The 20,743-nt window shown below is 50.6% G+C and carries 18 protein-coding genes; 5 read left to right on the forward strand and 13 right to left on the reverse strand.

The genetic code is table 11. From position 1 onward, the window contains the following. The first annotated feature begins 72 nt into the window (after positions 1-72). The 4 genes from VB016_05625 to VB016_05640 all read left to right on the forward strand — a co-directional run bounded on the left by VB016_05625 (position 73) and on the right by VB016_05640 (position 7,975). Entirely contained in the window at positions 73-2,103 is a 2,031-nt protein-coding gene (locus VB016_05625; protein MEA4978010.1) for an Hsp70 family protein, read from the forward strand. A gap of 2 nt (positions 2,104-2,105) precedes the next feature. After that, a complete protein-coding gene (locus VB016_05630; GenBank protein MEA4978011.1) occupies positions 2,106-5,111 on the forward strand; it encodes a hypothetical protein in 3,006 nt (1,001 codons plus the stop codon). 1 nt (position 5,112) lies between these two features. Beyond that, positions 5,113-6,360 carry a hypothetical protein gene (locus tag VB016_05635; GenBank protein ID MEA4978012.1) on the forward strand — a complete coding sequence of 416 codons (1,248 nt, stop codon included), beginning with the start codon at positions 5,113-5,115 and terminating at the stop codon, positions 6,358-6,360. A gap of 76 nt (positions 6,361-6,436) precedes the next feature. Further along, entirely contained in the window at positions 6,437-7,975 is a 1,539-nt protein-coding gene (locus VB016_05640; protein MEA4978013.1) for an Hsp70 family protein, read from the forward strand. On the opposite strand, the gene VB016_05645 is transcribed toward VB016_05640, so the two are convergent. From VB016_05645 to VB016_05670, 6 genes are all read right to left on the reverse strand, one after another. Next, positions 7,976-9,307, reverse strand: coding sequence for a cobyrinate a,c-diamide synthase (locus tag VB016_05645; protein ID MEA4978014.1), 1,332 nt, complete (start codon positions 9,305-9,307; stop codon positions 7,976-7,978). Next, the gene (gene cfbD, locus VB016_05650) at positions 9,308-10,384 is read right to left on the reverse strand and encodes a Ni-sirohydrochlorin a,c-diamide reductive cyclase catalytic subunit (GenBank protein ID MEA4978015.1); all 1,077 of its coding nucleotides are present in this window, start codon (positions 10,382-10,384) and stop codon (positions 9,308-9,310) included. It lies immediately after the preceding gene. Continuing rightward, the gene (gene cfbE / locus VB016_05655) at positions 10,381-11,595 is read right to left on the reverse strand and encodes a coenzyme F430 synthase (protein ID MEA4978016.1); all 1,215 of its coding nucleotides are present in this window, start codon (positions 11,593-11,595) and stop codon (positions 10,381-10,383) included. Before cfbE ends, cfbD begins: the two co-directional genes overlap by 4 nt. Continuing rightward, positions 11,592-12,371: a CbiX/SirB N-terminal domain-containing protein gene (locus VB016_05660; protein ID MEA4978017.1), complete on the reverse strand. Its 780-nt coding sequence runs from the start codon at positions 12,369-12,371 to the stop codon at positions 11,592-11,594. Before VB016_05660 ends, cfbE begins: the two co-directional genes overlap by 4 nt. A gap of 9 nt (positions 12,372-12,380) precedes the next feature. Further along, a complete protein-coding gene (locus VB016_05665; GenBank protein ID MEA4978018.1) occupies positions 12,381-13,163 on the reverse strand; it encodes a nitrogenase iron protein NifH in 783 nt (260 codons plus the stop codon). 80 nt (positions 13,164-13,243) lie between these two features. Next, positions 13,244-13,972, reverse strand: coding sequence for a pseudouridine synthase (locus VB016_05670; protein ID MEA4978019.1), 729 nt, complete (start codon positions 13,970-13,972; stop codon positions 13,244-13,246). Positions 13,973-14,053: 81 nt separating this feature from the next. On the opposite strand from VB016_05670, the gene VB016_05675 reads away from it, so the two are divergent. Continuing rightward, positions 14,054-15,148, forward strand: coding sequence for a pirin family protein (locus VB016_05675; GenBank protein ID MEA4978020.1), 1,095 nt, complete (start codon positions 14,054-14,056; stop codon positions 15,146-15,148). Here the strand turns inward: VB016_05675 and VB016_05680 are convergent. The 7 genes from VB016_05680 to cobJ form a co-directional block, all read right to left on the reverse strand. Further along, on the reverse strand, positions 15,133-16,266 hold the full coding sequence (locus tag VB016_05680; protein MEA4978021.1) for an ABC transporter ATP-binding protein: 1,134 nt from the start codon (positions 16,264-16,266) through the stop codon (positions 15,133-15,135). The genes VB016_05675 and VB016_05680 overlap by 16 nt on opposite strands. 2 nt (positions 16,267-16,268) lie before the next feature. After that, on the reverse strand, positions 16,269-17,414 hold the full coding sequence (locus tag VB016_05685) for an ATP-binding cassette domain-containing protein (GenBank protein ID MEA4978022.1): 1,146 nt from the start codon (positions 17,412-17,414) through the stop codon (positions 16,269-16,271). Next, positions 17,414-18,238 carry a cobalt ECF transporter T component CbiQ gene (cbiQ, locus tag VB016_05690; protein ID MEA4978023.1) on the reverse strand — a complete coding sequence of 275 codons (825 nt, stop codon included), beginning with the start codon at positions 18,236-18,238 and terminating at the stop codon, positions 17,414-17,416. The genes VB016_05685 and cbiQ overlap by 1 nt, the downstream gene beginning before the upstream one ends. A 12-nt stretch (positions 18,239-18,250) precedes the next feature. Next, on the reverse strand, positions 18,251-18,574 hold the full coding sequence (locus tag VB016_05695) for an energy-coupling factor ABC transporter substrate-binding protein (protein MEA4978024.1): 324 nt from the start codon (positions 18,572-18,574) through the stop codon (positions 18,251-18,253). Beyond that, positions 18,571-19,242, reverse strand: a complete 672-nt coding sequence (locus VB016_05700) for an energy-coupling factor ABC transporter permease (GenBank protein ID MEA4978025.1) — start codon at positions 19,240-19,242, stop codon at positions 18,571-18,573. Before VB016_05700 ends, VB016_05695 begins: the two co-directional genes overlap by 4 nt. A gap of 127 nt (positions 19,243-19,369) precedes the next feature. Then, a complete protein-coding gene (locus VB016_05705; GenBank protein ID MEA4978026.1) occupies positions 19,370-19,987 on the reverse strand; it encodes a precorrin-8X methylmutase in 618 nt (205 codons plus the stop codon). A gap of 21 nt (positions 19,988-20,008) precedes the next feature. Next, a complete protein-coding gene (gene cobJ / locus VB016_05710; GenBank protein MEA4978027.1) occupies positions 20,009-20,743 on the reverse strand; it encodes a precorrin-3B C(17)-methyltransferase in 735 nt (244 codons plus the stop codon).

Consider the following 20,743-nt stretch of genomic DNA (forward strand, 5'->3'; position numbering starts at 1 on the left):
AGTTTACGGATTTCGTATTGATTTGCCAAGTATTAAATCGGTCGAGCACATACGCGTGACTGGGATGCATGGATGAAGGTAGGTATTGACCTCGGGACAACCTACTCAACGATAGCTTATTACGATAAGGACAGCTGCGAGGCTGTCATAATCCCCGACGCACACGGTAACTTACTTACTCCTTCCGTAATCTGTTTCTGCCCTGATGGAACGATTCACGTCGGTGAGACTGCAAAAAGCTTGCAGTCTCGGGGGGAGGGCATTATTGCAGCCTCGTTCAAACGCGCAATGGGCGACACCCAATATTCTATGACTGCATACGGCGCAAGGTACTCGGCAGAAGACCTTTCCGCCATGTTGCTGAGATATCTTATTGCCGGCGCCGAGGCGAGGACCGGACATAAAATTGATTCTGCAGTTATAACGGTACCCGCATACTTCAATGATTTTCAGAGAACCGCCACCATCAGGGCCGGCGAGAAATGCGGGATTGATGTTCTTAAGATCGTCAACGAGCCTACTGCCGCGGCCGTTTCGTACGGATACAACAACGCAGGCAACAAAACAGTAATGGTATACGACCTCGGAGGAGGCACTTTCGACATAACCGTCGTCCGCATCGAAAACAGGAACATAAACGTACTTGGCACGGAAGGAAACCACATTCTCGGCGGAAAAGACTGGGACCAGGCGATAATGTCGTATTTCTGCGGAAAGTTCAATGACGAGTTTAACATCGATCTCAGGGACTGTGAATCTGCAAAGAACAAACTGATAGTGGTCGCCGAGGACCTTAAGAAGGAACTGTCTGAAGCCGATTGCGTCATAACCCACCTTGAATATGAGGGCGATGCCGCCGATTATACGCTCACCAGGGACCAGTTCAACGATATGACCGAGCCTCTTTTCGATTCGACCCTGGAAGTCTGCGAAAGGGTGCTGGCAGATATTAGGTTAGAATGGAAGGATATTGACGAGATCCTCCTCGTCGGGGGTTCTACAAGACTCCCCGGCATTCCGGGCCGCCTGGCCAGAATATCCGGGAGGAAGGTGATCAAGCACGCTGACACCGACTTGGCGGTTGCCAAGGGCGCCGCGCTGACCGCATATCTTTTCGGAATCGAAGGCAGGAAGCCCATGGGCGTGACCGATGTCACTTCCCACAGCCTCGGGGCCCTTTCTGTAAGGGAAGACGGCAAGAAATTCATCAACGAAATAATGATAAAACGCAACTCCAGCGTCCCATCGTCGGTTAGGAAGCCCTTCAGGATCGAACCGGGGAACCTGACCGACAGCATCGAGCTCTTCACGCTACAGGGCGAATCGCGCAATCCGCTGGACTGTGTGATCCTTGCAAGGATGAAGATATCCGGGATAATGAACAACGGAGAGGGCGTTGTCGTCGAGATAGGGTACAATTACGACGAGAACGGAGTTGTATGCATATCAGCTTTCCAAAACGGGAGCGAGCTGGCAGTGGAATCCGAAACGCTGCCCGGAGATATATCATGGATGGGGGGACGTCCTGAAAACAGACCTTCCAACGCCCCGGTCCAGAAGAACATTGTCATTGCGATGGACATTTCACGCAGTATGAAGGACGAGCCGCTGGGAAAGGCTAAGAAGGCAATGTCCAGATTCATCAGGGAGGTCGCCGATGTAAACACCAAATTCGGATTGATTGTTTTCGGCGACAAGACGATAGTCGTCAGGGATCTCACTCTGGACCGCTACGCTATAGCCCGCTCGATAGAGGGCCTGCAATTAAAAATGGCCGGGAGGGGTACCGATGCCTCTCCGTTCAAAGAAGCGCGGAGGATGCTGATGGGCAAGGCGGGCAACAATATCATAGTGGTCCTTACCGACGGGAAGTGGGGGAACAGAGACATGGCCGTAATTCAGGCCATGGAATGCCGTATGGACGGGATCACGACCGTGGCTGTCGGTTACGGGGAAGCCGACAGGTCGTTCCTCAGGCAGATCGCAACGGCCGACGAGGATGTGCTATTTACAACGATCGATCAGTTGGGAGATACTTTCGGAACTATAGCCACTGCGGTGAGCTCCGGCGGAATAGGGCTGTGCGACATTGAAAAGGGATGACCATGGCTAAGATAGAGAACTACTGCATGCTGCTGGGACTCAACCCTCTGAAAGAATATTCCTATTCGCCCGAGTCTATTTCAGTGGCAATAGACGAAAAAGAGAGGAAATGGACTGAGGAGAGCAGGGACCGTCAGAACGATGTGAGCCGCAGGTTCAGGTCCCAGAGCTACCTAGACATCGTACCTGAGATCCGTCGCGTGATGGATGACCCGAAACTTAGGGAAAACGAGTTCGAAGAGGCCCTCAAACTACTGACCTCGAAGGCATCGAGACTCAGAAGGGAGTCCGTGACGCTTCATGACGGGACCCCTGTGCGTGTTTCCGGTGCTGCTGAATCAATTGTCAAAAAACTTAGATGGGACGGCATAGGTACGGAAGACCTGGTCAAACTGTCCGGAGTTAAGGAGTACGATCCATCTTATGTCGCGTCGGATACCGTCCTGACAGCTTACCAGGCGCTAAAGGTCGTGGATGCGTTCACTCCGTCGGAGATGCTGAACGACCTTATCTCCAACGAAGAGCTCGAGATTGAAACAGATGAGCTGAATGACGGCAGTTCTCCGGAAGATGTCCGGAAAACGTTCGAGCAATGTGAAAAAAGGGTCAACAACGTGCGCCCCGAGACCCTTCCCAAGCAGGACTCGTATATACAGGCCATGAGGGCTGTGAAGCTGGCCCTGAAATCTGACGGGCTGCTGTGCGAACTTACTGAATTCGGCAGGTGCCAAAGGGCCTTGGCCCCTATATTCGAAATTATCGAAGATGAATACACGCATCCGCAGAACCGGGCATATGTCGACGAGCTGATGTCGATCTATCTCTCCGATCCCGGCCTCGATGTCGACCTGGCTGTCCGCGTCATGGAGGATTACTGCATCAAGAAGAAGTTCATCATCAATTTCTCGGAAACGGACAGTCGCATGATCAGATGTCCGGATTGCAAGGCGTTCGTCGAAACAGGGAGCGATGTCATGTGCTGTTCGATCTGCGGCCATGCAATAAAGGCAGTATGTCCCAAATGCAACACTAAACAGTCATCTTCCAACCGCGCATGCGTGAAATGCGGGTTCGACATGAAGGCTAGCTGGGAAAAAGCCATTGAGATGGAGAATGCAGTCTCCGAACTCGCTTCTGCCGGGCTGATTTCCGCCGCGGAGAAGATATTGGACGGGCTCAGAGAGGAATATTCCACATACCCACCGATAGACAGCCTTGAAAAGAAGATCGATATCGCAAGGGGCCATTTACTTTCTGGAAGAAAAAAGATAGAACAATCCTATAAACTAAAAAGATACAGCAAAGCTGTGGACCTCACGCGAGAAATGCTTGTCCATTACAAGCGTTTCATCGAAGAGGACACATCGACAGAAATTCTCTACAAAGAATCGGAAAAACGCCTTTACGAGGCGGACAGGCTGTTGGAGAAAGCAGGAAGGGCCAGCGATGCCAGGGCGCGTATGGACCTTTATATTATGGCAGCCGAAAGGTGTCCGGACCATGAGATGATCAGGTCCGTGCTGGGAAATAATGCCCCGGACCCTCCGGCGGACGCCACGGCAAAGGTCAGCGACGGCAAGGTCCTGATAAGATATGCCATACCGGAAGAAAGAAGCGGCATTACTTTCTGCATCTACAGGGAGGAATTTTCCGTACCGGAGGTCGATGAGGGAATAATACCGCTGGCGGAAGTCAACAACGGTTATTATATGGACGAGGCCGCCGAGCCGGGAGTGGATTATTATTATATCGTAATGTCAAAACGTTGGGGCGTACTCTCAGAGGAGGGTGCCTATTGCGGCCCCGTTTCAGTGTTCGCCGAGGCTCTGAACGTCGGCATCGACCCGCTAGAAGACGGACTGCGTTTATATTTCGAGAAACCGAAGAACTGCACCAGAGTAAGAATATGGAGGAAGAGCGGTTCGGACGGCGAGGAAGTGGAGATCGAAGGTGATGGCCCGGCCATAGAAGACAGAGGACTCTGCGGCGGATGTACATACTATTACCTTTTTGTCGCTGAATACGAATCACCGGACGGACGTGTGAACAGATCTTCCGGGTCCGTTTATTCAGGAACTACGGCTGTCTTCCCTGACCCGGTCAGGGATCTGAAGGTCTATTGGAACAAATCTGACGGAACGTTCACCGCCGAATGGACCGGTGACGAAAACGTTGTGCTCTATTCTTCGCCCAAGAGCATCAGGATGTACGGGCTGCTGATCAAGATAGAAGATATAGATTCCTGGATGACACCGATAGAGCCTATTGAGAAGAAGAGGGGCAAAATGCGCTTTTCGCTACCGGACGGAGCAGTACAGTACATTTACCCGATGATACCGGTCGGCAGATATGCTGTCAGGGGCCTCGAGGTGCTGGTGGCGGACCTGAAACCGTTCAGGGACATGAACAAAGATATCATGGGTGGCGACTGTATTCTCACGATGTCATGGCCGCAAGGCGCCGAATCCGCCATCCTCGTGATCACAGATTCGGGAAACCCTGCCTCCGGACCGAATGATCTGGACGGGGAGAGGATGACCGTCTCTGCCGAAGCGTATTCTAAGGACAGGATGATCAAGGTCTCTGTAGGCAACCGGCCGCGCAGGACCGTCACCATATTTGCAGTCTACGACGCAGATGGGAAGAAGATGACCTCCCGCGGGATGAGCTTCGACATAGTATCAGGAACGTACAGAGCAGTAAGGTACAGCGCAGATGCGGACCCTTCCAAGAATGGCAAAATAAGAGTGGCCATAGAGGCGGACAGCGATGTGGAGTTTCTTCCTCCGATCATCGCGGTATGCACGGGCGAGGGCATACCGCTCAGACGGAACGACGGAGAGGTCATCTGGAGATCGGAGGTGCCGATGAGGCTCAGCAAAGGCCGCAGCGTCTTTAATATCAATACGGAGCAGGGCACGGACATCAGACACATGAGGATATTCTTCGAAAAAGACGAGGACTACAGCAGCTTCAGGTTCGTTCATCCGCTTTACAGGGGGAATTGATTTGCAGAAAAAGAATGAGAACACGTACATTTGCCCTTTCTGCTTCAACACCGTAGACCTTGGAAACATCCACTACCAATGCACGAACCAATCGTGCACAAGGCTGTTCGTCAAGGCGATAGATGCAGGAAAAGTGGAGAACGGAAAAATATACAGGTCAAAATCCGAAGACGAGGAGATCGATGTCGAGAACAGCACTTTCCTGGAAAGAGATCCCGACGGAAAAGATTCTGTTCGGACAAAACAGCACATAATTCGAAACTCCACAGGGATATGCGACATATGCCGCAGGCCGGTCCATAAGAGATTGTGCCCCGTTTGCCACAGCTGCATCCCTCAGGAGGCAGAGGGCGGCAAAAATATCATATTCATTATAATCGGTGCAAGAGGCGCGGGGAAGAGCCACTATATTTCGGTGCTTATCAACCACCTAAAAAATTCGTTCGCCCCTGAATTCAATGCAATAGTGACCCCCGCATCCGACCGCACGACCTTGAAGTACCGCGAATACTATTACAGACGCCTCTACGAGGACGGGAGAAAATTGCCCCCTACCAGAACGTACGAGAACATCAAGGATTTCAAGGAGCCCATGATATATTATATAAGGTTCCCAGACAAAGAGGGATCCAACAGTGCCACGCTTGCATTTTTTGACACTGCGGGAGAGGGACCGGACGATAAGTTGCCGAGCATCGGTTTCAATTCATTTCTCTCCAGCGCCTCCGGGATCGTCTATCTGGTCGACCCTTTGCAGATACCTTACGTAAACGAAAGGATAAGAGCGGAAAACATACCTAAGCCGTCCCATGATGTGAGCAAAGCCATATCGGCCGTGAGTGAAATGATACGGTCCAGCATGGGGATTCCATCCAACAAGAAAATACCCATTCCTTTGGCTGTTGTCTTGACCAAGTGCGATATTCTGCTCAAGGCCCCCGAAAATGAGGAAGAAGAGAAAGTACTGCTTGACATCAGTTCCTCGGTCCGCATGCCAAGGGAGCGCGGAAAGATAGACTACGATAATTTCATGCAGATAGACGCAGAGCTGAACGAGTATCTGCGTCGCGCCATATCAGGCGATTTCATAGACACGGTGGATGGTTTCGAAAAGCATTGCTTCTTCGCGGTGTCGGCATTGGGCTGCAACCCCGAAGGCAGCATCCTGAACAGAGGAATATCGCCTTTGAGGGTCGAAGACCCGCTGATATGGATGCTGGGGTGCTACGAATCCGAAGCCCCGTACTAAAAAAATTCACATACTCAGCAAAGAAAAATTAATACCAATGGACATACAGATATCAACGGAAAGGAAGGGATGAAAAATGAAAGAAGACTATTGCATAGGTATCGACCTAGGTACCACTTACTCATGCCTCGCATACATAGACGGAGAAGGAAACCCGGTCGTTGAAAAGAACTTCGAGCAGGAAGATACTACACCCTCCGTCGTACTTTTCAACGAGAACGGCGAGATAATCGTCGGCTCTCCCGCAAAGGACATGGCCGTCATGTATCCGGCCAACAGGACGATCGCATCTGTGAAAAGACAGATGGGCACAGACTATAAAGTGAACATCGACGGCGACGTGTACACTCCGGTAACTCTTTCGGCGGCCATCCTAAAAAAGATGATCAACGACTTCAACGAAGCTCATGGATGCGATGTGAAGAAGGCCGTCATAACCTGCCCCGCATATTTCGGTCAGAATGAAAGGGACTCCACCAAGTACGCAGGGAAGATCGCAGGGCTTGAGGACGTTACAATAATCAACGAGCCTACCGCCGCCGCCATATCCTTCGGCTACGGAGGGGACGGAAGCAAGAAAAGGGTCATCGTATACGACCTGGGAGGGGGGACGTTCGACGTTACCATACTCGAAATCGAGGGCAACTCCTTCACTGCCGTCGCAACGGACGGAGAGCGCCTGCTGGGAGGCAAGGACTGGGACAAGGCGCTGGCCTCATTGATAAAAAACAAAGTGTCACAGTCTTCCGGAATTTCCATAGAGGAAATCGAAGAGGACAAAGATGCGGCAGTGATGCTGGACCTCGACGCCGAATCCATCAAGAAGAGATTGACCACCGCCGAGTCGACAAGGGGAACACTTATAATAGGGGGCATAAAGACAGTATATTCCGTCACAAGAGGGGAATTCGAAAGCATCACCGCCCCGCTCCTGAACAGGACGCTTGAAATTATTGACAGTGTGCTCGCATCCAAAGCGTTCACGTTGGACGATATAGATGACATAATCCTTGTAGGCGGTTCTTCCAGGATGCCCCAGATAAAGAACGGCATCTCGGCGAAATATCCGAGTGCCAAGGTCAGGCTGTTCGACCCCGACAGGTCCATAGCCAAGGGCGCGGCTATTTTCGCAAGGTCCAAGGAGCTTAACTACTCGGACAAGGTCGATGCTCAGAAACTCACGGTGAAGAATGTTTTGAGCAAAACGTTCGGCATCAGAGTCGACTTCAACGGCAAAGAAATGATTTCGAACATCATCTACAGGAACGAGACCCTGCCGATAGAGAGTATAAAACTTTACTATCCGATCGAAGACGGGCAACCTTCCGTGCTGGTAGAGATATTCGAAAATTCCACGCTGCGCTCTGACAATGTTCTCAGGACCGAGCTTATCGACGGCAATTCCGTCGGAGAGTTCGAAATGGCTCTGCCTGATGGCATAACTATCAACACGCCTATCAAGGTCACCTTCAGGGCTGCCGACGATGGTACGATAACAGCTGAGGTAGAATGCATGAGCCAGGTCAAAAAATATAACTTGAAGAGCGACCTGAGCATCACCGAAAGCGAAGTGGAAACGTCACAGGGGCTAATTGAAAGGGTCACAAAGGTATGATCACACGCACCTGGAGATGAAACCGGAGGCCCAGTCTCCGGTGGACAGTGCATGCTGATGCATGTAGGTTCCCAATGTGCTTTTGCGGACGAGCCCGTCCATTCCATCCGCTATGCCTGCTCCGCGTGATAGGCTGTAACCGAGCTTCGCCTCATGCTCCAAGAAAACGTCAGAATAATGATACTCGTGGGCCCGCACTTCTGATGTGAAGAGAGGATTCGCCGGCGTCGCCTTGGCCATTACGTACGTAGGGCCGTGCCTGATTCCGGTCATTTCTGCCCTGGCATCGAATATGCCTGCCATCTTGTGCAGGCGACCATTGGAATCCTTGAGGGTCCGGCACATCGAGAGCAATCCTCCGCATTCCCCCAAGATGGGCTTCCCTTCTTCGGAAGCGTTCCTGATCCCTTCCAAGAAATCGGTGTTGGAGGAGATGTCTTCGGCATGAAGCTCGGGATATCCCCCTCCCATATAGTAGATATCCGCATCCGGAAGGGATTCCCCCTCGGTGGGCGCGAACTCCTTTATCCTGACGCCGGAGGCCTCAAGGCATTCTATGTTCTCCCTATAATAAAAACAGAACGAATCATCAATAGGAATTGCTGCGCTCAGCCCTGTCTCCCTGCGGACATAGGGGCATTCCTGCGGAAGCTCTGTATCGGAAGATTCGGCGATTTCCATCAATCTGTCCAGGTCCACGCCCTCGGCCATCTCATAAAAGGGGGCGATATCGGGCCTCTCCTTCGAATTCGGAGTTACAAGGCCCAAATATCTTTCTTTCGTGGGCCTCTCGGACATTTTGCGCACCTTTCCAATGACCTCTTGTTCGCAATATCTGCCCATGACCTCGTCGAGCTTCGTCTCGTGCTGCGAACCGGAAATGTTGTTGAGTATCAGGCCCTTGATATTAACTTCCGGGTCGAAGGCCGCAAAACCATTTACAATTGCGGCAACGCTCCTGTTCAGAGATCTGACATCGATAGTCAAGACCACGGGAAACCCCAGGGCCTTGGCCAGCCTGGCCGTGGAGCCTACGTCCGATTCTGCCGAAAAACCCTCGTACAATCCCCTGACCCCTTCGACGATGCAGATATCCGCATCCTTGGAAGCATATCCGACTATGTTCCGGATCGTGTCATCGTCCATCATAAAAGAGTCGAGATTTCTGGATCTTCTGCCGGAAGCCAATGTGTGGTACATCGGATCGATAAAGTCCGGACCGGCCTTGAAGGCCTGAACTCTATAGTCCTTCGAAAGCCTGGATAAAATACCAGTGGTTATCGAAGTCTTTCCGACACCACTTCCTGTACCGGCTATCACCACGCCTTTCATTTACTCCCCCCTTATGAGCTCCCTCAATGTCTCGGCGGTCTCCATCGTTATTATCCTGTCGACCCCCATCACCATGGAATGCGATGATATCTCTCCGACAGAATTGTGAAATCCGGCATTTATGTAATTGGAGAGTTGCCTGGGCTGATCTGTGATCAGTATATCGTCCTCTCCGATACCAGGATATGCATGGCATATTCCTACGATGACCGTAAGGTCGGGGCCGAACCCGTTCACTTCCTCTTTCATAAGTCCGCCGATGACCGCATATTCATCGAGCCCGCCCACCACAGAATCTATAGAAACATTATTTTCTTTAAGCTGGGACATTATATCCTCAGAGTATTTGCGAACCCTCGGCAGACCTTTTTCGACATCTGTGTTGGACACAAAGAATGTACTGCCCCCCAGCGTCCTGCGTGCTTCATCCATGGCAAGAAAAATGTCTGAAAAACGGTATGCCAGCTCCTTCTTGGCATTCATTACGACCGCTACCTTTCCCCCGGAAGAAAGAACCTCACATATCTTCCTGCATACGCTGAGCTTGGTGGCACCGGAGGAGGGCTTCAGATAGACCTTACTGGCGAGACCTCTGTTCCTCTCCATCTCGGTCGCCGCTTTCATAAGTCCTATCTGACGCTGGGTTTCCTCAGCAGATATTATTCCGGCATCGTGACCGGCCTCCAATGCCTTGATCGCTCCTGCGGTATTGTCCATCATGCATCCGTGTGATTCCACCGGAAAAACAATACTTTCGATCCCGGCCCTTTTAATCGAAGATGCCATATCTTCTCCGATTATCATACTGGCACATGTGCCAACGACTGCGATGTAATGTGGATGGAACATCTCATACGCGGCCCTCAGCGTATCTACCAGCTGCTCCGAACCTCCAAAAATAAGGTCTGTTTCCGATAATGCGGAGGTAATCACTCTGACGCCGGCCTGCTCCAGTGACCCTGAAGCCATAAATCCACAACCTGACGGCCCATGAAGCAGGATAACATCGACGTCCATGTCCCTGAGAGTGTACATTGCCGCAACTATCGGATTGGGACGCGGGTGTATTATCTTCAAGTGTAACCTTCCTTTACAAAAATAATCACAGGTCCGGTTGATTCGGGAATTGCCGGCATTGTTCCAGATCCGTCGGTTATGAACATAATGACGTTGTACTCAGCAGCTACTTTTTTTATTGCGTCTACGTCTATCTTGCAACATACTTTTTTGTTTACCGGATTTAAAACGGCAACGGCACAATTCAGCGAATTCATCTCTTTCAACGTTGAAAAAGTACGTTCCACGGAATCTGCGGATATACCGGGATTACGTTCAGTTACGGTCCACCTTCCATCAGACAAGGATATTTCTCCTCTACCCGGCACGCCGATAAAGGATGACAGCCCGTCTTTTACATATGATTCTGGAATTCCCATCCTCTCACATACCTCAAGCGCCATTTCCATGGCATCGATGTATTCGAGTGCCAGATAACTTTTTTTTAAATGAACTTCAAATCCTTTACCGTAATCGACCTGTACCTTGACGATCTCTCCGAGCTTCGGTTTCCCAAGGACCTTGACTCTTCCGCCGTATCCGATAACTCTCCCGATCCCATAACCTCTCCAGAATTCGATCTCATCTTTCGGAACGATATTTGTTTCCTTGTTCAATATCGACATCTTGCCTTCGGACGCATTCCTCGTTCCGGCCGCTATCGGATAATCTTCTATCAGGTTTGTGATACAGGATATGTCGGCCTTCCCGGACCCGCCTAAAGAAACTTCGCATATTACGATATCATAATCGCCGTCCGGCAAAGTTAGCATCGACGGCGGAGCTATACTGATCTTTTCTTCTACCTCGAGTATGCCATCGGCCCATCTGCCTCTGCCCCTCGATGTCTGAACAAGAACCTTTCTTCCGGCCGCCGTGAGGACGTGAGCCAGAAGACAACAGGAGCTTGTCTTTCCTTTAACACCTGTGACCTCTATCCTAAACCTATGGTCATCGATCAGTTCGCCGACAGACTGACTGAAAAATATTCTTTTCCTGAATGTCACTCCTTTGAGGAAACTGTCGGAACAGTGTATCGGCATCAGTACCGTATCATACTCTCCCTCGGGGACTTCCGTGGATACGATATAGCCTTTCCTCATCAGGCGGTTTATCTCGTCTGTCGTAGTAACCCTATAGACATCGACGCATGTCACGTCGTCTCCCTTTTTTGGGTATTTATCGGCGATGATGCCACCGCCGTGAACCGTATCCAATATCAATATCTTCATATTCCGTATTTTTCCAGTTTCTTTACGAGCACTTCTACAAGGCGGGGGTCATCCCCAACAGGCATGGCATAATAGATGTTGACCTCTCGGCCGTACAGGTCGCTGACGCCGCCGTAGCTGTTCATCGGGATTCCCAATTTTTCAGGTATTTCCTCGGCAAGATGCGCCCCCGAGGCTATAAAAAGCGGAAGTACCGCAATATCCTGTGCTCCAGACCCTACTGCGACGGACATCGCTGCTTCGATAGACGGGTCGTTGAATTCGTTGAATCCATAATATACATTTTCGTAGCCTCTTTCGGTCAGTCTCTCGGCATTGGCTTTAACCACCTCCCTGTTGTACTGAAGCCTGGAGCCGTGACCGATCACGACGATGGAACATTCTTTTTCCCGGCAAAGGTCACTGATTCTCTCTTCTAAAATATCTGTCAGATTAGGGTCGTCGCCGAACGGCTGTTCTAAGTGAACTGTCACTTTCTTGCCTGCGATAATCGTTTTTCCGCCGGACGAACCCTCCGGTATATTCAGCTTCCTGGGTATGTCCCTTGTTATGTGTAGTCCGGAGGCTATGAAAAAAGGGATCGCGATGATCTCCTCTATCCCGGAGCCTACCATTTCTTCGGCTACCGCATCTACCAATGGTGCAGTGGTTTCGTTATAAGCGGTCCATACAGGTATGCCTGTTCGTTCCTTCAGCGCGTTGGCCTGGGCTTCGATCGCCTCCCTGTTGTGGTTCAGCCTCGATCCGTGACCTATGAACAATATCCCTTTTTTCATCAATACCCCTCATTTCTTTTTTTCTAATTTCAATCCGCCCTCAGAATCGTCCGAACGGCGAAATATCTCATTTGCAAGTCTTCTGTAATTTTCAGCCATATCGGAGTCCGGGGCATTCCTTATGACCGTGCGTCCGACGGCCTCGCCTTTCTGTACTTCCCGGTCCCTCGGCAGACGGTATATGACATCTGTACCCATCTCATGGGCGGCCTTGTCGATTATTTCGTTTTCACGCTCGATTCCGCGCGAATTTTGTATGAGACCAGAGAATTCGGCATACCCGTCATCGGCAAATCCGTTCACCGCCTGACGTATATTGTCTGCCGCGTAGAGCGACATCATCTCTCCCGAGGTCACTACGAATACGTTTCTTGAGTATCCATTGCGGATGGGCATTGCGAATCCCCCGCAAACAACATCCCCCAAAACATCATAGACTACTATGTCAGGCCTGTAATTCCCAATCATATCCAGAAGTTCCAGCTGGTTGAACGCTGCAATGATCCCTCGTCCGGCGCACCCCATTCCTGGCCTGGGACCTCCGCATTCAACGCAGAATACACCGCGCCCGGTGTCATGTACCGAGTCGGAAAGTTTCATGTTCCCGTCCCTTATCTGATCCAATACTGTTGCGGGCGAATGTCCGCCCATCAGTAATTTGGTGGAATCCGCCTTCGGATCGCAACCGATCTGAATGACCCTATGCCCCATCTCGGCAAAGGCCTCGCTGACGTTGGAAGACACGGTAGACTTGCCTATTCCGCCCTTTCCGTATATAGCAATTCTGCGCAATAAAACACAGATAGTGTTGACGTTAATAATACTTTCAATTAGATTCGTGCTAAATGGATGTATAATCCATCATATAGATATCAAAGACCCAGCCGCCTGTAGAGCTCGGCACGCTCGGCTTTTGTCAGGTCCCTGTAACGGCCGACCTTCATATTCCCGATCTCTATATTCATTATCCTGATGCGTCTTACGCCTGTCGCAGTATAATCCAGCTGTTCACACATCCTACGTATCTGACGGTTGAGCCCCTGTTTCAGTATTATGCGGAACTCCCTCTTGCCGGTGAGTTCCACGAAGCATTTCCTGGTTACGTGGCTACCTCCCATGATGGGTACTCCCGATGCCATGTTCCTGAGGAATTTATCTGTGATATCCTTGTCTACGGTAACAATATATTCTTTCTCATGACCGCTGCTGGAATGCATTATACTGTCTGCCAGTTCGCCGTTGTTGGTCATAAGGATCAAACCCTCTGAATCCTTATCGAGACGTCCGACCGAATATATGCGCTTTGGATATCCGATAAAATCGATTACATTGTCTGGATCTTCCGGATTTGATGTGCAGGTTATACCGACAGGCTTGTTGAAGGCAAGAATGATATCATCTGTTTCGGGCGATATCTTCTCGCCGTCCACTCTTACATCTGCCCCGGAGGGAACACGGTCTCCGAGCACGGCCATCCGACCATCGATGGTAACGCGTCCTTCTTCGATCATGCGGTCTGCAGCACGTCTCGAAGCAACTCCCGAGTCGCTGATATATTTGTTCAGGCGCGCGCCCCTGTCTTCGTCTTCGGGAGAAACCATGGGAATTGCATAGCCGGGCATCGTTTAAGATTATTTCTGAACGAAGTAAGGTCTTTTTAACCGGCCCGCATATCAACCAACATGGGCCTGTTCAGAAAAAAGGCATCCGGGGCCGTTCTCAGGTACGTAGACTTCGACTCGCACTGGGACACAGAAGATCCGTTCATATTCGCTTCCCATCACCGGGACAGCTATCCTAAGGGCAACTTGCAACAAGCCCCGCCGTTAGATATGATCGGCTGGAGAGATCTGGGCCACGATTACAAAAAACATGGCGGATTCCGCATGTACCACGGCAAAGTGGTTCCCGGGTTTCCCATGCATGCACACTGGGGGTTTGAAACGTTCACTGTCGCCGAAATCGGTTACATCGATACTTTCGATACCGAAGGCAACCAATCAAGGTTCGGTTTCGGAGATGCGCAATGGGTTACTGCCTCGAGCAAATATCAACACTGTGAAATGTATCCCTTGGCTTTCCAAGACCGCCCCAACCCAAATGACATTACCCAGATTATGATAAACCTTCCACTGGAAATGAAGGGGTCTATAAATAGGGTCGATATGATTTGGTCCAATAGTATTAATACCCTGGATCATGAGGACGATCAAGGTAGGAAAACAAAGACAATTGTATATGCTGGCACATATGGGGGAGCCACCACTCCGGTGCCTAACCCCGACTCATGGGCTGCAGACCCGGAGCACGGAGTTAAAATCATACAGTTCTATATGAGCCCGGGGGCGGAAATCATCATTCCTCCATCCTCCGATAGGGTCTCCCGCAACTTGTACTTTATCTCGGGCAGCAACGCAGACGTCGGCGGATTTACAGCGGATGCCGGTTACCGCATTAAATTGCGGCCCGATATCGAAATTCCGGTTAAAAACGGTGAAGTTGAATCACGCATGTGGCTTCTCGAGGGAGTCCCGATCAAACAAAAAATGTCTTCCTATGGACCGGCCGTTCTCAAGAACGACAAGGCTGTACGCGAGGCTTTGAAAGACATCCGGAAGGATGAGTATGAGACTTGGCCTTGGAACATTATCGATAAAACCCAGCCGCTGGGCGCCCCAAGATTCATCATGTATGCGGACGGTCGCGGAGAGTACCCCGATGGGAAGCCTGAAGGATTCGAGCCTTCGGAAAAAAGATCGGTTCATAGCAAAGAATAAGGTATATCTGTCCCAAATTTGGATATGCGACTTATCTTTGATATTAGAAGATCGGTCAGCACCTTGTCGCAGCATATCAGCGTATCGTTGCCATGCATTGACTCCAGTATACATCCCTCATCGGCCCCGAAAAAATAATCTATCGGTAATTTCGACATTTGCACTGACTTTCTTGCCTTTGTACCATAAACGCCTGTTGCAGAACTGCCGGTACTGGATATCAGAGAAGAGAACCCGTCCGGGTCCACATTCCCATCCACAGGAAATATGTGCACGGTTCCCGGATTCTCGGATGGCATTGCCTTTGCAACCAGTTGCGGCAGTGTTTTGGGATAGGGTTCCGCGGGGTCTCCGATAAGTTCGGACATATTAATGTTCATATCGTACATAGCCGGCTCGACAAGCCCCGAAAGATAAACGTCCGAAGTATTATCATAGAAACCTTCCGAGTCCCCTGAATAGATGTTGCGTCCGCCTCTGAGCACATGTATCTCATCTGCCCAGGAATATGAAAGGTCGACATCGTGAGTGGAAAATATCACAGTGGTTCCGACATGATGGAGCTCGTCCGCGAGCTCGATAAGTTCTTTGGACATCTGAGGATCTAGACCTGCAGTGGGCTCGTCCATTATCAATACCTTGGGGTGCATGGCCAGCGCCCCTGCGAGGACGACCCTCTTCTTCTGGCCATAGGATAGTTGCATCACGCTACGGTTCCTAAGGGACTCGATGCCCGTCAAATAGAGGGCCTCCTTGACCCTTTCGTCCACCATCTGAGCGTCCAGGCCCAAGTTTTTCGGGCCGAACGCTATGTCGTCAGATACTTTTGGAGCGAAAAGCTGGTCGTTGGGGTCCTGCAACATAACTGCAACCTCAGAACGCAGATTCCTGAGCGCCTTTCCGCGGTGAGGCATCTTTTCGCCGCGGTAGTAAATTTTTCCCTTGGTTGGCTTAAGGACTCCGTTCAAATGATAGAAAAATGTAGATTTCCCCGCGCCGTTCGCACCCATTAAAACCGTCCTTACACCGTCTCTGATCGTGATGTTAACATCTGCCAGAGCATTTCCGTGCCCTCCCTCGTATTTGAAAAACAGCCCCTCGGTACAGAACAACGGCACGCTCAGAGTACCAGCTCCTTGATCTTTATCTCTGTTCCATACTCTCTGAGCGCATCAAAGGCCTCCAAAACAGAGCTTTTCAGGCCGCTGTCGAAGATTATCAAAGAATCGTGGTTGACCATAGCTTCCCTGATACACCCCTCTATCCCATTGAAATAGAAATCGACCCTGAGCTTCGATTCGGAAACCGATCTGCGAGCCAACGACCCATAGACCGCAGTAGGGATCCCCTCCCTGCCGATGGCTTCCTCAAGGGCGGCCTGGTCGATCCTGCCTCCTTCTGTCCGATACATATAGACCGTTCCTGTGAAAGATCCAACAGGGAACAATTTACTTACCACTTGGCTCATTGTCTTGGGATACGGCTTAGGCATCCTTCCTCTAAGCGATTCTATATTATGGTTGATACCGAAGATCGACGGTTGTTCCAGCCCAGAAAGATAGACGGACGAACGGTCGGAGAAGAACTCGTCCGGGCCTCCACAGAATACAATGCGACCGTTGCGCATTACATAAAGATCGTCCACCCACGGATATATCAGATTCACATCGTGTGTCGATACCACGACCGTTATTCCTTCCCTGTTGAGGGAAGCGGTTATCTCCATAACTTCCCTGGACATCTGAGGGTCGAGACCTGCCGTCGGCTCGTCGAGGATCAATATCTTTGGATGCAATGCCAGCGCGCCCGCCAGAGAAACTCTTTTTTTCTGACCGTAAGAAAGGCGCTGAACAGGCACTTCCGCGAACCCCAGCATCCCGACACGATCCAGGGACCACTCTATCCTTTCTCCCACTTCTTCATGCGAAAGACCTAAATTTAGAGGGCCGAAAGCCACATCCTCTTCGACGGTTGAAGAAAATATTTGATCGTCGGGATTCTGGAGAACGACTGAAACATCGGAACGGAGTTCGGAAAGGAACGCCTTGTCGTAAGATATCGGTTCATCCCCATAAAGCACTGTGCCAGATAGAGGCTTGTATACTCCGTTGAGCTGATAGATCAGCGTTGACTTCCCGCACCCGTTTTCTCCCAAAATCGCAGTTCTCCTGCCATTGGCGGTCTTGAAATCCACTGAATCTATGGCGTTGTACTTTGCATTGCTGTATCTGTAACTGACCTTTTCGGCACGCAGGTCCCTGGCCATCAAACCGCCCCCAGGACGATCGTCGCCATGTTGGGAGAGGGTGCAAAATATCCGAAAACATAGATCGTGGTACATACCATCACGGTGAGTATGACCCAGTAAAGTCCTATCTTGTTCGGCATCCTGTAAATCGGAAAACTGCCGCTGTAGTTCCTGCTCTCCAAAGCAGGCTGGGAACGTTCAGCAATCTCCAAAGATGTGATGAAGACGTTAACAAGTATTCCCGCGGTCGTGGACATAGAGCGCCTTGCCCCATTGAATCCCAGGCGGCACTTCGCCGCGTTCCACATTACTTCGGCCCTCTCCAGAAGAAGGAACGCATATCTGTAGACAAGAACGACTATCTCAATGACCTCTTTCGGGACCTTCATTTGCTTTAGTGCGTGCGCAATATGGGGGATGGGCGTAGAGGATGCGAAAGAAAGCATCAGCGTGACGCCGGCTATAGCGCGAAACATGATGAGCCAGGCATGGTTGAAACTGTTGGCGGTGATATGGATGTCGATCCACAGTAACTCCCCGGTACCATTGAGCAATACTGCCGGTTCGGAGGAATCTCCGAGTATCGAGACCATGCCGCATCCGATGACCATTATCAGAATTGCCTCGAGTATTGCAAGCCCGATGATCGGTGGCAATCTGAAGTTGGTAGAATAGGCCATAAGGCCCAGGCCTATGCAGAATGTGATGATTGGGACGAATATGTTGTCGGATACAAGTGCCAATATCAATAATGAAAAGGTAAAAAGAAGTTTACCGAGGGGTGCCCAGCGGATCATCCTCGAACCATATGCCAGGACGTCCATCTGAACTTGCTCCGACATAATAATCAAGCCTCATTGCTTTTTCAGCAGTTTTCCTTTCTTGGCCTTGTCGACGGCACGGAAATACCCTACAACATAGCCGATTATTAACGCACCTATGGCGGCCTGGAGTGCAAAAAGCATGCTTTCGGTCTCGCCCGGCAACTCATAGCTTCCCCATATGCCGTCCCACCACGGTTCGTAGCTTGGATCTATCTCGGTAATGGCATCCCCGCCCTGGTCATCGGCACCTGAGAACTCGAACCCGTTTGCTGCGCCATAAGCAAGAATTACAATGAGTATTGCAGCGATGATCGCAAAACCGAGAAGATAAAAAGCCTTGTTGGTTATCTTCATGCGGATGCGACCTCCTCATATTTGGGCTCCAGCCCGAATATCTGCGGCCTGGTGTCTGCGAGGTACTTGGCAAACATGGAGAAGATTATTCCCTCGATGAACGCCAAGGGTATCTGCGTTATAGCAAATATCGTCATAAAGTCGATAAACGCCGTTCCGTAACCTGCTGCGCTCCCGAAGGCCAATGTAAGCTGCAACGCCGTAACTATGTATGTTACAAGATCGGCCACCAAGGCCGCAAAGAACATCGAAACGGGCACGCCGACTTTCGCACGCCTGAGGGTATGCCATATAAGAAAAGCCACCGCAGGCCCTGCTATTCCCATAGAAAATATATTCGCGCCCAGCGTAGTTATTCCCCCGTGTGCCAGAAGCAATGCCTGGAACACCAAAACGATGGTCGCAAGGAAAGCAGTGCACGAAACGCCGTAGAGCACTGCGGAGAGCCCTGTTCCGGTAGGATGCGAACTTGAACCGGTCACAGACGGCAACTTAAGCGATGACAGCAGAAAGATGAATGCGCCCGAAAGAGCTATTATCATCTTCTGTTCCGGGTTCTCTCTTATGACCTGGGTTATTTTCTTTATTCCAAAAAATACGATCGGCAACGATATTATGAACCATACCAGACACCATTGCCATGGCAGGTAACCTTCCATTATATGCATTTCATCTCACCTTTTCCTAGAGCGAAAACTCTCCCGAACCCCACGGATGTACCGCTACCAAATCGTAATGGATGATATATCCAGCTACATTTATAATACGTTGGATTGGTAATCCAACCTATATCGTTCAGACCTCGCCTTTGTAGTATATCATGGCGTTGCATATCGCCGCGGCGATGTTGCTTCCGCCTTTCCTGCCCCTGGCAACGATGAATGGAATTCCCGCTTCGGTGATTAGCTCCTTAGCCTCGACGACATTGACAAACCCGACAGGTACGCCGATTATCAGCACCGGCTTCACTTTGCCTTTCTTAATCATTTCATCAAGTTGGATCAGAGCTGTGGGAGCGTTTCCCACCACGAATATGGTGTCGCCGCTCAGTGCCGCTCCGCGTTCCATGGAAACGGCCGCTCTGGTGCATCCTCTGGCCTTCGCCTCGGCTAACACCGATTCGTCGCTTATGAAGCAATATGCGTTTCCTCCATAGGATGTAAGACGGCTCTTGTTTATTCCCGAATATGCCATCTTTGTATCGGTTACGATGTTTGCTCCCGCCCTAATGGCCATAATACCAATTTTAGCCGCTTCCTCTGAGAAGGTGAGATTTTCGGCATAATCGAAATCCGCCGACGTATGGATACACCTCTTGACGATGGAAAACTCCGGCTCGGGCCATGTACGGCCACCGAGCTCAGATTCGATGATCTCCATGCTCCTCTTCTCGATATCTTCCGGTTTTACAATTTCAAATGCCGTAAGATCACCTCAGATGCTGTATCCCCTGGGTGTGATGATCCACCCATTCGAAGTATATGTCTGTGAGTTGCCGACGGTAACTATGGAGAACATATCCACCTTCTCGTACTGGATGTCTCCCAGCGTGGTGATCGTCTTCTCCTGCCCTTCGCGCCCAGCATTGCGAACGATACCTACAGGAGTCTCGGGCGACCTGTATTTCATGAGAATCCCCGCGGCCCGAGAGAGATAGTCTTTACGCGTTTTGCTGCGCGGATTGTAAAGGCACACTATCATATCTGCCTGCCCAGCACAGTCAACGCGCTTCATTATGAGGTCCAACGGAGTCATCAGGTCAGATAGGCTTATTATCGCCATATCGTGCATGAGGGGCGCTCCAAGGACCGAAGCTGCGGAGGAGGCCGCCGTAACTCCCGGGACCACTTCGATATCGATATCGGCTTTCATCTCCTCGATGAGCTGATAGACTATTCCCGCCATGCCGTATATCCCTGAATCTCCGCTACTGACCATGGTCACGTTCTTGCCGGACAAAGCATCTTCTATTGCCGATCTGCATCTGTCGACCTCCTTCATCATCCCAGTCGCTTTGAACTGTTTTTCCGGAAAATATTCTCTGAGAATATCCACATATGTCGTATATCCTGTGACTATATCGGCGGCCTCTATCGACTTCGCGGCCCTGAATGTCATGTCGTCCTTCGAACCTGGGCCGAACCCGACCACCGTGAGTTTTCCTTTCAT

The organism is Methanomassiliicoccaceae archaeon, from assembly GCA_034928305.1.
Classification (GTDB): Archaea; Thermoplasmatota; Thermoplasmata; order Methanomassiliicoccales; family Methanomethylophilaceae; genus VadinCA11.

Bases quoted from the DNA above. Each gene is read 5' to 3' on its own strand.
- VB016_05625 (MEA4978010.1), top strand. From the start codon at position 73: ATGAAGGTAGGTATTGACCTCGGGACAACCTACTCAACGATAGCTTAT.
- VB016_05630 (MEA4978011.1), top strand. From the start codon at position 2,106: ATGGCTAAGATAGAGAACTACTGCATGCTGCTGGGACTCAACCCTCTG.
- VB016_05640 (MEA4978013.1), top strand. From the start codon at position 6,437: ATGAAAGAAGACTATTGCATAGGTATCGACCTAGGTACCACTTACTCA.
- VB016_05645 (MEA4978014.1), bottom strand. From the start codon at position 9,307: ATGAAAGGCGTGGTGATAGCCGGTACAGGAAGTGGTGTCGGAAAGACT.
- cfbE (MEA4978016.1), bottom strand. From the start codon at position 11,595: ATGAAGATATTGATATTGGATACGGTTCACGGCGGTGGCATCATCGCC.
- VB016_05660 (MEA4978017.1), bottom strand. From the start codon at position 12,371: ATGAAAAAAGGGATATTGTTCATAGGTCACGGATCGAGGCTGAACCAC.
- VB016_05670 (MEA4978019.1), bottom strand. From the start codon at position 13,972: ATGGTTTCTCCCGAAGACGAAGACAGGGGCGCGCGCCTGAACAAATAT.
- VB016_05675 (MEA4978020.1), top strand. From the start codon at position 14,054: ATGGGCCTGTTCAGAAAAAAGGCATCCGGGGCCGTTCTCAGGTACGTA.
- VB016_05685 (MEA4978022.1), bottom strand. From the start codon at position 17,414: ATGGCCAGGGACCTGCGTGCCGAAAAGGTCAGTTACAGATACAGCAAT.
- cbiQ (MEA4978023.1), bottom strand. From the start codon at position 18,238: ATGTCGGAGCAAGTTCAGATGGACGTCCTGGCATATGGTTCGAGGATG.
- VB016_05695 (MEA4978024.1), bottom strand. From the start codon at position 18,574: ATGAAGATAACCAACAAGGCTTTTTATCTTCTCGGTTTTGCGATCATC.
- VB016_05700 (MEA4978025.1), bottom strand. From the start codon at position 19,242: ATGCATATAATGGAAGGTTACCTGCCATGGCAATGGTGTCTGGTATGG.
- cobJ (MEA4978027.1), bottom strand. From the start codon at position 20,743: ATGAAAGGAAAACTCACGGTGGTCGGGTTCGGCCCAGGTTCGAAGGAC.